This window comes from Nonomuraea ferruginea (assembly GCF_039540635.1).
GTDB classification, from domain to species: domain Bacteria; phylum Actinomycetota; class Actinomycetes; order Streptosporangiales; family Streptosporangiaceae; genus Nonomuraea; species Nonomuraea ferruginea.
Window position 1 is genome coordinate 11,166 of record NZ_BAABFD010000005.1, and the last position, 11,992, is coordinate 23,157.

Annotated in this window: 9 protein-coding genes; all 9 read left to right on the forward strand. The window is 71.8% G+C overall.

The window, feature by feature from the left end; genetic code table 11:
* Positions 1 to 68: 68 nt before the first annotated feature.
* The 9 genes from ABD999_RS10985 to ABD999_RS11025 all read left to right on the forward strand — a co-directional run bounded on the left by ABD999_RS10985 (position 69) and on the right by ABD999_RS11025 (position 11,982).
* Complete coding sequence (locus ABD999_RS10985) at positions 69 to 2,507, forward strand: PEP/pyruvate-binding domain-containing protein (protein ID WP_271278223.1); 2,439 nt, start codon at positions 69 to 71, stop codon at positions 2,505 to 2,507.
* A gap of 65 nt (positions 2,508 to 2,572) precedes the next feature.
* On the forward strand, positions 2,573 to 2,764 hold the full coding sequence (locus tag ABD999_RS10990) for a hypothetical protein (protein WP_271278222.1): 192 nt from the start codon (positions 2,573 to 2,575) through the stop codon (positions 2,762 to 2,764).
* Positions 2,761 to 2,850 (forward strand): K(+)-transporting ATPase subunit F, encoded by a 90-nt coding sequence (gene kdpF, locus ABD999_RS10995; RefSeq protein ID WP_271278221.1) that lies wholly within the window; start codon positions 2,761 to 2,763, stop codon positions 2,848 to 2,850. Before ABD999_RS10990 ends, kdpF begins: the two co-directional genes overlap by 4 nt.
* On the forward strand, positions 2,850 to 4,514 hold the full coding sequence (gene kdpA, locus ABD999_RS11000; RefSeq protein ID WP_271278220.1) for a potassium-transporting ATPase subunit KdpA: 1,665 nt from the start codon (positions 2,850 to 2,852) through the stop codon (positions 4,512 to 4,514). The genes kdpF and kdpA overlap by 1 nt, the downstream gene beginning before the upstream one ends.
* Positions 4,511 to 6,574, forward strand: coding sequence for a potassium-transporting ATPase subunit KdpB (gene kdpB / locus ABD999_RS11005; protein ID WP_271278219.1), 2,064 nt, complete (start codon positions 4,511 to 4,513; stop codon positions 6,572 to 6,574). Before kdpA ends, kdpB begins: the two co-directional genes overlap by 4 nt.
* A complete protein-coding gene (locus ABD999_RS11010) occupies positions 6,574 to 7,407 on the forward strand; it encodes a potassium-transporting ATPase subunit C (RefSeq protein WP_333485730.1) in 834 nt (277 codons plus the stop codon). Before kdpB ends, ABD999_RS11010 begins: the two co-directional genes overlap by 1 nt.
* 1 nt (position 7,408) lies before the next feature.
* Positions 7,409 to 9,946 (forward strand): DUF4118 domain-containing protein, encoded by a 2,538-nt coding sequence (locus ABD999_RS11015; RefSeq protein WP_271278217.1) that lies wholly within the window; start codon positions 7,409 to 7,411, stop codon positions 9,944 to 9,946.
* Positions 9,943 to 10,611 carry a response regulator gene (locus ABD999_RS11020; RefSeq protein WP_148031035.1) on the forward strand — a complete coding sequence of 223 codons (669 nt, stop codon included), beginning with the start codon at positions 9,943 to 9,945 and terminating at the stop codon, positions 10,609 to 10,611. The genes ABD999_RS11015 and ABD999_RS11020 overlap by 4 nt, the downstream gene beginning before the upstream one ends.
* A gap of 156 nt (positions 10,612 to 10,767) precedes the next feature.
* Positions 10,768 to 11,982 carry a chymotrypsin family serine protease gene (locus ABD999_RS11025; RefSeq protein WP_271278216.1) on the forward strand — a complete coding sequence of 405 codons (1,215 nt, stop codon included), beginning with the start codon at positions 10,768 to 10,770 and terminating at the stop codon, positions 11,980 to 11,982.
* The last annotated feature ends 10 nt before the right edge of the window (positions 11,983 to 11,992 follow it).

An 11,992-nucleotide genomic window follows, 5' to 3' on the forward strand; every position in this document is an offset into this window, starting at 1 on the left:
GGGGCGGAGCGCCGGGAAACCGGGGGCGGCCATGTCGCGCATGGCGCCGGCCATGAGGAGATGGCGCGATGAAGCTGATCGGGTTGTCCGAGATCGACGCCTCCATGATCGACCTGGTGGGCGGCAAGGGCGCCGGGCTCGGAGAGATGATCAGGGCGGGTGAGCGCGTCCCCGACGGCTTCTGCCTCACCGTCGAGTGCTACCGGTCAGGAGAGCTGCCGGAGCGGGAACTGGTCGAGGCGTACGAGCGGCTCGGCGGTGGGCGGGTGGCGGTCCGGTCCAGCGCCATCGCGGAGGACCTGCCGGAGGCCAGCTTCGCCGGGCAGCAGGACACGTACCTCGGCGTCGAGGGTCACGCGGAGCTGATCGACGCGGTCCGCCGCTGCTGGGACTCCCTGTTCACCGAGCGCGCCGTCGCCTACCGCGCAGCCGTGCACGTCGAGGACGAGCCCGCCATGGCCATGGTGGTGCAGCGCATGATCGACCCCGTCGTGGCGGGGGTGATGTTCACCGCGAACCCGATCACCGGCTGCCGTACGGACATGGTCGTCGACGCCGCTCCCGGTCTGGGCACCGCGATCGTCGAGGGCACCGTCGTACCCGACCATCATGTCCTCCGCCGGGGAGCGCCGGCCGTGCCGGACCCGGACGGGTGTCTCGACGCGGCGCGGCTCGAAGAGCTGCGGGCTGCGGGGGCGCGGCTGCAGGAGCATTTCGGCTCGCCGCAGGACGTCGAGTGGGCGATCGACGCCGGGGGGACGCTGTGGCTGCTGCAGTCCCGGCCGATCACCACGCTCTTCCCGCCACCGCCCGACACCGGTGACACGCGGCTCTACCTGGAGTTCGGCCACATGCAGGGCATGCTGCGCCCGTGCACCCCGATGGGGTTCTCGCTGCTCAAGTCGGGCTCGAGCCTGTGGTTCGAGGCCGCGGGGGCCCGGGTCGACCGGCGCGACCCGATGCCCCGGCTGGTGTCGATCGGCGGCCGGCTGTTCTTCGACGTGACCGACTTCCTGCGCAGCGGGGTCATGCGCGGGCGCCTGGGGACCTCGCTGGAGATCTACGGGCCGAGGGTGCAGGGCGCCGTGCTGAGCATGCTGGACGATCCGCGGTTCGCGCCGCGGCCCGGTCTGCCGTTCCGCGTCGGCAGCCTGGTCAAGGGCGCGCTGCGGATGTTGCCCGGCGGGGTCGCCGGAGTCGTGTCGAGCCTGGTCAACCCGGATCTCGCCCGCGCCCGCGCCTACCGTGGCGTCGCGGAGATCAAGCGCCTCACCACCCCGCCGGGCGAGTCCGCCACCGCCGCGGAACGGCTGCGGTGGGTGATCGAGGACTCCCACAAGCCGATCATGAACATCGACATGCACGGGATCCTCTGGCCGCTGACGGCCGGCATGATCGCCGGGACGATCCCGGCCGCGCTGCTCAAGGGCTTCGCCTCGGACGAGGAGCTCGACACCGTGCTCGGCGGCATGCCGTACAACGTGACCACGGAGATGGACCTCGAGCTCTGGGACCTCGCGGTGCGGGCCCGTGAGCACCGCGAGCTGTTCCTCGGCACCCCGCCGGAGGAGCTCGCCGCCGGATACTTCGCCGGTGACCTCCCGGACATCGGGATGGCGGGCTTCCTGGAGAAGTACGGGATGCGCGCCGCGGCCGAGATCGACGTCGGCGTGCCCCACTGGGACGAGGACCCCGCACCGCTGTTCGCGACGATCGCCAACTATCTCCGCGTCGACGACCCCGGGCAGGCGCCCGACGTGCGGTTCAGGGCGGCAGCGGCGAAGGCCGAGCGGATGATCGCGACGCTGTCGCGGCGGGCGCGGCGCAGGAGGCCGGTGCGCGGCCGGCTGGCGGTGTTCTTCATGCGCCGCTCGCGCCGGCTCACCGGGCTGCGGGAGATCGGGAAGTTCGCCTGGCTGCCCGCGATCCAGGCGGCCCGGCGGCAACTCCTCCTGGTCGGCGCGGACCTGGCCGCCCGTGACCGGCTGGCGGACGCCGGCGACATCATGTTCCTGACTCTCGACGAGGCGCGCGCCGCCGTGCACGACGGAACCGACCAGCGAGGGCTGGCCGCGAGGCGGCGCGCGGAGCACGAGCGGGAGCTGCGGCGGCCCACCGTTCCCGGCGCCCTGCTGTCCGACGGGACCGACGTGGAGGCGCTCGCCCCCGCGCGGCCGGTCGAGGACGGCGTGCTGACCGGGATGTCGGGTGCCGCCGGGCAGGCGACGGGCCGGGCGCGGGTGATCCGCGACCCGGTCGGGGCGCACATCGACCCGGGCGAGATCCTGGTGGCGCCGACCACCGACCCGGGGTGGACGCCGCTGTTCATGACCGCGGCCGGCCTGGTGACCGAGACCGGCTCGCCGGTCGCGCACGGCCCCACCGTGGCCCGCGAGTACGGGATCCCGGCCGTCATCTGCGTCCGCGACGCCACCCGCGAGATCACGACCGGTCAGCTGATCACGGTCGACGGCACGGCGGGCACGGTACGCGTCGAACCGGAGTGACCGGCGGCGCGCGTCGCTTTCGATGGCACGCGTAGAGAAGCCGTCAAGATTCGGTTCGTAGCCGTATGAAACCCGTCAAGAACGGCAAAACCCTCCATACCTCAGCGTTCGCTTGTTCTGCGGCCACCGCGGTGAAGGCGGCGGCGCTCTCGGACATCGAACTGAGGAGTGGAATGGCAGACGTCATCTTCGTCGCCCTGACGATCGCGGTCTTCGCGGTCCTCGGGCTGGTCGTCAGGGCGGTGGAGCGGCTGTGAACGCCGTCAACGCGACCGGTCTCGTGGTCGCCGTGGCCCTGGTGATCCTGTTGGTCGCGGCCCTGCTGTTCCCGGAGCGCTTCTGATGAGCACCACCGTGGCGGGCCTCGTCCTCGTCACCTCGCTGATCGCGGCGCTGGCCCTGGTGCACAAGCCGTTCGGCGACTACATGTACCGCGTCTACTCGACCGACCGGCACAACCTCGTCGAACGCGGCATCTACCGGCTGCTCGGGGTGCGCGCCGACGCCGAGCAGCGCTGGGGCGTCTACGCGCGCGCCCTGCTCGCGTTCTCCGTCGTCTCGGTCCTGGTGGTGTACGGGCTGCAGCGGCTGCAGGACAAGCTGCCGCTGAGCCTGGGCATGGCGCCGGTCACCGACCACATCGCCTGGAACACCGCGGTCAGCTTCGTGACCAACACCAACTGGCAGGCCTACTCCGGCGAGTCCACGATGGGCCATCTGACCCAGATGGCCGCGCTGGCCGTGCAGAACTTCGTCTCGGCCTCGGTCGGCATGGCCGTGGCGATCGCCCTGGTGCGCGGGTTCGCCCGGCGTGCCGCCGGCACGATCGGCAACTTCTGGGTGGACCTGGTCCGCGGCACCGTCCGCGTCCTGCTGCCGATCGCGTTCACCGGCGCGCTGGTGCTGGTCGCAGGCGGGGTGATCCAGAACCTCTCCGGCGTCCACGAGGTCACCACGCTGACCGGCGGCACCCAGGCGATCACCGGCGGCCCGGTGGCTTCCCAGGAGGCCATCAAGGAGCTGGGCACGAACGGCGGCGGCTTCTACAACGCCAACTCCTCCCACCCCTTCGAGAACGCCACCGCCTGGACGAACTGGGTCGAGATCTTCCTGATCCTGCTGATCCCGTTCGCGTTGCCGCGCACCTTCGGCAGGATGGTCGGCCAGGTCAGGCAGGGCTACGCGATCGTCGCCGTGATGGGCGTGCTCGCGCTGGCGAGCGTCCTGCTCACCAACGTCTTCGAGCTCTCCGGGAACGCGACCGTGCCACAGGCGGCCGGCGCCGCCATGGAGGGCAAGGAGATGCGTTTCGGCGTGTCCAACTCCGCCACCTTCGCCGCCTCCACCACCCTGACCAGCACCGGCGCGGTGAACTCCGCCCACGACTCCTACACGCCCTTCGGCGGCATGATGACGCTGGTCAACATGATGCTCGGCGAGGTCGCCCCCGGCGGGGTCGGCTCCGGCCTGTACGGCATGCTGATCCTGGCCGTCATCACGGTGTTCGTGGCCGGGCTGATGGTCGGCCGCACGCCGGAGTACCTCGGCAAGAGGATCGGCGCCCGCGAGATCAAGCTCGCCTCGCTGTACTTCCTGGTGACCCCGGTCCTGGTGCTGGCCGGGACCGCGTCCGCGATGGGATCGGAAGAGCGGCGCGCGGCCATGCTCAACACCGGCCCGCACGGCCTCTCCGAGGTCCTGTACGCCTTCACCAGCGCCTCCAACAACAACGGCTCCGCCTTCGCGGGCCTGACCGTCAACACCCCCTGGTACGACGTGGCGCTCGGCCTGTGCATGGCCTTCGGCCGGTTCCTGCCGATCATCCTGGTGCTCGCGCTGGCCGGCTCGCTGGCCGCGCAGTCACCCGTCCCCGAGGGCGCCGGCACGCTGCCCACCCACCGGCCGCAGTTCGTCGGCATGGTCGCCGGCGTGACGATCATCCTGGTCGCCCTCACCTTTCTTCCGGCCCTCTCGCTCGGCCCCCTCGCGGAAGGACTGTCCCGATGATCCGCTCGCTGCCGGACGCGTTGAGAAAGCTCAACCCGGTCACGGCGTGGCGCAACCCGGTGATGTTCATCGTGGAGGCCGGCGCCGTGTTCGCCACCGTGCTGGCCGTCGTGGAGCCGACGTTCTTCGCCTGGGCCGTCGTGGTGTGGCTGTGGCTCACCGTGATCTTCGCGAACCTGGCCGAGGCCGTGGCCGAGGGCCGCGGCAAGGCGCGGGCCGCCACGCTGCGCGCGGCCAAGACCGGCACCGAGGCCCGCAGGCTCAGGAGCCCGGACGACCCCGGCCACTGGGACGTCGTCCGGGCGCCCGAACTGCGGCAGGGCGACCGGGTGATCGTCGAGGCGGGTGAGGTCATCCCCGGCGACGGAGACGTCGTCGAAGGCATCGCCAGCGTGGACGAGTCCGCCATCACCGGCGAGTCCGCCCCGGTCATCCGCGAGTCCGGCGGCGACCGCTCCGCTGTCACCGGCGGCACCAAGGTGCTGTCCGACCGGATCATCGTCGAGATCACGCAGAAGCCCGGCGAGAGCTTCATCGACCGGATGATCGCCCTGGTCGAGGGCGCGAACCGGCAGAAGACGCCGAACGAGATCGCGCTCAACATCCTGCTGGCCGCGCTGACGATCATCTTCCTGACCGCCACCGTCACCATGCAGCCCCTGGCCATCTACACCAAGCTCGTCAACCCCGGCGTGCCGGACTCGCTCGCCCTCGGCGCGGACGGCGTCACCGGCATCGTGCTGGTCTCCCTGCTGGTCTGCCTCATCCCCACCACGATCGGGGCGCTGCTGTCGGCCATCGGCATCGCCGGCATGGACCGCCTCGTCCAGCGCAACGTCCTGGCGCTGTCCGGCCGCGCGGTCGAGGCCGCCGGCGACGTGTCCACGCTGCTGCTGGACAAGACCGGCACGATCACCCTGGGCAACCGGCAGGCCACCGAGTTCGTCCCGGTGGACGGGGTCGCCGAGGCGTACCTGGCCGAGGCGGCGCAGCTGTCCAGCCTCGCGGACGAGACCCCCGAGGGCCGCTCGATCGTGGTCCTCGCCAAGCAGCGCTACGGCCTGCGCGAGCGCCGGCCGGGCGAGCTGGCCCATGCGGAGTGGGTGCCGTTCACGGCCCAGACCCGCATGTCCGGGGTCGATCTCCCGCCTGAACCCGGCGCGCCGGACCAGGCCGGGCGCCAGGTCCGCAAGGGCGCCGCCACCGCGGTCATGAAGTGGGTGCGCGACGCCGGCGGCCACCCCGCCGACGAGGCCGGCGGTCTCGTGGACGGCATCGCCGCCTCCGGCGGCACCCCGCTGGTGGTCGCCGAGAAGGGCCGCGTCCTGGGCGTGATCCACCTCAAGGACGTGGTCAAGGAGGGCATCCGGGAGCGCTTCGACGACATGCGCCGGATGGGCATCCGTACCGTCATGATCACCGGCGACAACCCGCTGACCGCCAAGGCCATCGCGGACGAGGCGGGAGTGGACGACTTCCTGGCCGAGGCCACCCCCGAGGACAAGCTCGCGCTCATCAAGAAGGAACAGGAGGGCGGCCGGCTGGTGGCCATGACCGGCGACGGCACCAACGACGCCCCGGCCCTGGCCCAGTCGGACGTCGGCGTGGCCATGAACACCGGCACGAGCGCCGCCAAGGAAGCCGGGAACATGGTCGACCTGGACTCCAACCCGACCAAGCTCATCGAGATCGTCGACATCGGCAAGCAGCTCCTCATCACGCGCGGCGCGCTGACCACGTTCTCCATGGCCAACGACGTCGCCAAGTACTTCGCGATCATCCCGGCCATGTTCGCGGCCGTCTATCCCGGCCTGGACGCGCTCAACGTCATGCGCCTGGCCAGCCCGCAGTCCGCCATCCTGTCCGCCGTCGTCTTCAACGCGCTCGTCATCGTCGCGCTGATCCCGCTGGCGCTCCGCGGGGTCCGCTACCGGCCGTCCAGCGCTTCCAAGCTGTTGTCGCGCAACCTGTACGTTTACGGCCTGGGCGGCATCATCGCGCCGTTCATCGGCATCAAGATCATAGATCTGCTGATCCAGTTTCTTCCGGGGATGTCATGATGAAACGCCTGCCAAGCTGGGTGCGCCGGTACGCGGCCGCGGTCCGGGCGGTCGCCGTCCTGACGGTGCTGCTCGGCCTGATCTATCCCCTGGTCACCACAGGCGTCGCCCAGATCCTGTTCAACCACCGGGCCAACGGCTCGATCGTCGAGGGCGGCCGCGGCAGCTCGCTGATCGGCCAGTCCTTCACCGACGCCGGCGGCGATCCGGTCAAGAAGTACTTCCAGTCCCGCCCGGCGGCGTCCGGCGAAGGCTACGACCCGACCTCCACGGGCGCGAGCAACCTCGGCCCGGAGGACATCGTGGACGTCCTGCCGGTGCCCGGCGCCGGGGACGAGGGCAGGCAGTCGCTGCTGACCCGGGTCTGCGCCCGCTCGAAGGCGGCCGGTGAGCTGGAGGGCGTGAGCGGCGCCCGACCGTACTGCACCCCCGACGGGACCGGCGCGGTGCTGAAGGTCTTCGCCGGCCACGCGGTCAGCGTCAACCAGGCCTGTCCCGCCACCCCGTTCATCGCCTCGTACCAGGGCAAGAGAGTGGAGTGCGCGAAACCGGGCGAGGACTACGCGGCGGGCCGTACGGTCGCGGTGCGCGGCGACGCCGGGCCGCCGGCCGTGCCGGCGGACGCGGTGACCGCCAGCGCCTCCGGGCTGGACCCGCACATCTCCGTCGCCTACGCCGAGCTCCAGGCGCCCCGGGTGGCGCGCGAACGCGGCCTGCCGCCCGCACGGGTCAAGGCCCTGGTCGAGGAGCACACCACCGGACGCGCGCTGGGCTTCATGGGCGAGCCGGCGGTCAACGTGCTCGAACTCAACCTCGCCCTCGACGGGGCGTGACGTGCGGGGGCGGCTGCGGGTCTACCTCGGGGCGGCGCCCGGGGTCGGCAAGACGTACGCGATGCTCGCCGAGGGCCGCCGCGCCCGGGAGCGCGGCCGGGACGTGGTCGTGGGCTTCGTCGAGACCCACGGCCGCCCCCGCACCGCCGCCCTGCTGGAGGGCATGGAGATCGTCCCCCGCAAGACCATCGTGCACCGGGGCGCCGCCTTCACCGAGCTGGACGTGGCGGCCGTCATCGCGCGCAGGCCGAAGGTGGCGCTGATCGACGAGCTGGCCCACACCAACGTGCCCGGCTCCGAACGCGTCAAGCGCTGGCAGGACATCGACGAGATCCTTGACGCCGGCATCAACGTCGTGACGACGGTGAACATCCAGCACCTGGAGTCGGTCAACGACGTCGTCCAGGAGATCACCGGCGTCCCGCAGCGCGAGACCGTGCCCGACGAGGTGGTACGGCGGGCCGACCAGATCGAGCTGGTCGACATGTCGCCGGAGGCGCTGCGCCGCCGGATGGTCCACGGCAACGTCTACGCCCCGGAGAAGGTCAGCGCCGCGCTGTCGAACTACTTCCGGGTCGGCAACCTCACCGCGCTGCGTGAACTCGCTCTGCTCTGGGTCACCGGCAAGGTGGACGACCAGCTCGACCGCTACCGCGCCGAGCACGGCATCACCACCACCTGGGAGACCCGCGAACGCGTCGTCGTCGCCCTGACCGGAGGCCCGGAAGGCGACACCCTGGTGCGCCGCGCCTCGCGCATCGCCGCCCGCACCAAAGGCGCCGACCTGCTGGCCGTCCACGTCACCAGCTCCGACGGCCTGGTCGCCAGCGACCCGGCGAGCCTGGCCCGGCAGCGCGCGCTGGTGGAGAGCCTGGGCGGCAGCTACCACCAGGTGGTCGGCGACGACATCCCCCGCGCCCTGCTGGACTTCGCCCGGGGCGTCAACGCCACCCAGCTCGTCCTGGGCGCTTCCCGGCGCGGCAGGTTCGCGCAGATCCTCTCCCGCGGCGTCGGCCTGGAGACCACCGCGCTGTCCGGTTCGATCGACGTCCACCTCGTCACCCACGAGGAGGTCAAGCGGGGCCGCCGGCGGCCCGAACGCGCGCGGGCGGCGCTGACCCGCAAGCGGCGGGTGGCCGGGTGGATCGTGGCGGTGGCGGGCATGCCGGCGCTGACCGCCGCGCTCTGGCCGTTCCGCGACGTGATCTCGCTGCCCAGCGAGATCCTGCTGTTCCTGTGCCTGGTCGTCGTGGTGGCGCTGATCGGCGGCATGCTGCCGGCGATCGCCACGGCGGTGGGCGGGTCGCTGCTGCTCAACTGGTTCTTCACCCGGCCCACGGGAAGGCTGACGATCGCCGATCCCGACAACCTGCTCGCGCTCATCGTGTTCGTCCTGGTCGCGGTGGCGGTCAGCACGATCGTGGACGTGGCCGCCCGGCGTACCCGACAGGCGGCCCGCGCCGGGGCGGACGCCGAGGTGCTGTCCACGCTGGCCGGGCACGTGCTGCGGGGCGAGGCCGCGCTGCCCTCGCTGCTCGCCCGGCTGCGCGAGACGTTCGGCCTGGACTCGGTCACCCTGCTCGAACGCGTCGGCGAGCCCACGCCCGACGACAAGTCCGAACCCGGAGCCTGGCGCATCGTCGCCGTCTCCGGCTCCGCCCCCTGCACCGCGCCCGCCGCGGCCGACACCGACGTGGTGATCGGCGACGAGCTGGTGCTCGCCGCGCGCGGGCGGCTGCTGGACGCCGGCGACCGGCGCGTCCTGGAGGCGTTCGCCGCCGAGGCCGCCGTCGCGCTGCGGCAGGAGCGCCTGGAGGAGGAGGCCGAACGGGCCAGGCCGCTGGCCGAGGCGGACCGCATGCGCACCGCGCTGCTCGCCGCCGTCAGCCACGACCTGCGCACCCCCCTGTCGGCCGCCAGGGCCTCCGTCGAGAGCCTGCGCAACCGCGAGATCACCTGGACCGACGAGGACCGTGAGGAGCTGCTCGCGACCGCCGACGAGTCCCTGGCCCGGCTGGGCCGGCTGGTGGAGAACCTGCTCGACATGAGCCGCCTGCAGGCGGGCGTCCTCGGCCTGTCGCTCCAGCCCATCGCCCTGGAAGAGGTCGTGCCCCGCGCGATCGACGACCTGGGCCCGCTGCGCGGGCGTGTCAGGAGCGACGTCTCCATCGAGCTGCCGGAGATCGTCGCCGACGCGGCCCTGCTGGAACGCGTGCTGGTCAACCTGATCAGCAACGCCGTCCGCTACAGCCCGCCCGCTCACCAGGTGCTGGTGACCGGCAGCCGGCAGGACGACATGGTCGAGATCCGGGTGGTCGACCACGGCCCCGGCATCCCGCCGGAGGACCGCGAGCGGGTCCTCCTGCCGTTCCAGCGGCTCGGCGACCGCGACAACGGCACCGGCGTGGGGCTCGGCCTGGCCCTCGCGCGCGGGCTGACCGAGGCCATGGGCGGCACCCTCACCCCCGAGGAGACTCCAGGAGGAGGTCTCACGATGATCGTCAGCATGCCGGTCCACTTCGAGACGTCGACCTCATGACCAGGATCCTGGTCGTCGACGACGAGCCGCAGATCCTGCGCGCGCTGCGCATCAACCTGACGGCACGCGACTACGAGGTCGCCGTCGCCACCGACGGCGCCTCCGCGCTGCGCCAGGCCGCCGAATGGCATCCCGATCTGGTCGTGCTCGACCTCGGCCTGCCCGACGTCGACGGCGTGGAGGTCATCCACGGACTGCGCGGCTGGACGCGGGTCCCCATCGTCGTGCTGTCCGGGCGGGCCGGCAACCAGGACAAGATCGAGGCTCTGGACGCCGGCGCCGACGACTACGTGACCAAGCCGTTCAGCATCGAGGAGTTCCTGGCCCGCATCCGCGCCGTCTCCCGCCGCGCCGCCACCCGGGACACCGAGCTCGCCGCCGTCCACCTCGGCGACCACACCGTGGACCTGGTGCGCAAGACCGTGTCAGGCGGCCTGCGGCTGACGCCCACCGAGTGGCACATCCTGGAGATCCTGCTGCGCAACCCCGGCAAGCTCATCCCCCAGCGCTACCTGCTGGCCGAGGTGTGGGGCAGCACGTACGTCAAGGAGACCCACTACCTGCGGCAGTACATGGCCCAGCTCCGCAAGAAGCTCGAACGCGACCCCGCCCACCCCCGGCACCTCATCACCGAACCGGGCATGGGCTACCGCTACACCCCTTGACCCCCGTGCGGCCGGCCGCGGACCCGCGTGCCCTCTTCGGGGATCCGAAGGGGGCGACCCACGGGCCTTTGACCTGCGGATTCAAGGGTTGCCGAAGATTTGCGGAAGGAGCGGCCCGCAGGCTGGCGCCTACACATCGACGGTGGAGGTATGTCAGTGAGACAACGCATTCATGGGCCGGTCGCCCTCGTCGTCGCGGCGCTGCTGCTGTCAGCCGGGACGCCGGCCTCGGCCGCGGCTCGTACCGGCTTACCGGACCCGCCGCCCGTTCAGTCGCCGGCGGAAGCCCTGCGTCAAGATCTGAAGCTGGTCGCGGAGGGCAAGGGCTGGACCCTGGCGCAGGCCGCGGCGGACCGCAAGGCGGCGGAGGCCGTCGGTGACGTCGCCGCGAAGGTCGCGCGCGAGAGGCCGGAGATCTTCGTCGGCTCGGCCGTCAACCCCCTTCCCGGCGGTGCGCCGACGCTCTACGTCAAAGGGCCGGCCGATGCGTTCGTCGACCGGCTGGTGGCCGGCGCGGACGTGGACATCGACGTCGTGGACGGGCAACCGTACTCGTTCGGTGAGCTGGAGGAGCGCCAGCTCACCGTGCACAAGGCGCTCGTGGCCTACGGTTTCACCTCCGTGGCCACGTCCGTCGACATCGTGGGCGCGGGGCGGATCCCGGCCCAGGTCACCGAAACGCCGGGGGTCGACTCGCGGCCGGAGACCGTGCTGTCCGCGATGCCGCAGGGCCTGCGCCCGCACATCGATCTCGCCGTGCGGGACGAGCCGGTCACGAGCCTGGAGTTCGGCTTCGGCGGGGAACGGGTGCGCGGCGGCGGCTCCCAGTGCACCAGCGGCTGGCCGATCCTCGCCAACGGCGTGCTTCCCGGCATCACCACCGCGGGCCACTGCGACGGCATGAACGAGATCGACTGGACCGACGCGGGCCTGTCGTTCCCGATCACGCCCCAGTTCCAGCATCGCCGGGCCTGGGGCGACGTGGAGTACCACTTCGGCGTTCCCGTACTGGCGGGGATCTTCTACGCCAGCAGCGCCGACGTGCGGGAGGCGAGGTCGGTGGAGCCGGTGGCCGCTATCAGCCTGGGCGAGTCCGTCTGCCAGTACGGCCGGTCCTCCAACGTCAGGCACTGCACTCCCGACGTCGACAGCGTCTCGGTGACCTGCACGTTCGCCCCCTTCCCCTTCCCGACGGAGCGGCTGGTCGGAACCGACAACGACGTCGGCATCAGCGGCGACAGCGGGGGCGGCTGGTCCTTCAACGACACGGCGTACGGATCGCACGTGGGGAACTGCGACAACGGCGAGGTGTTCAGCGCGGCCGACTACTACGACGAGGCGCTCGGCGTCCAGGTGTGGCTGGCCCCGTGACCTCGGCGGC

Coding starts and splice junctions, on each gene's coding strand:
- kdpA (WP_271278220.1), top strand. CDS start 2,850: ATGAGCACCACCGTGGCGGGCCTCGTCCTCGTCACCTCGCTGATCGCG.
- kdpB (WP_271278219.1), top strand. CDS start 4,511: ATGATCCGCTCGCTGCCGGACGCGTTGAGAAAGCTCAACCCGGTCACG.
- ABD999_RS10990 (WP_271278222.1), top strand. CDS start 2,573: ATGAAACCCGTCAAGAACGGCAAAACCCTCCATACCTCAGCGTTCGCT.
- ABD999_RS11020 (WP_148031035.1), top strand. CDS start 9,943: ATGACCAGGATCCTGGTCGTCGACGACGAGCCGCAGATCCTGCGCGCG.
- ABD999_RS10985 (WP_271278223.1), top strand. CDS start 69: ATGAAGCTGATCGGGTTGTCCGAGATCGACGCCTCCATGATCGACCTG.
- ABD999_RS11010 (WP_333485730.1), top strand. CDS start 6,574: ATGAAACGCCTGCCAAGCTGGGTGCGCCGGTACGCGGCCGCGGTCCGG.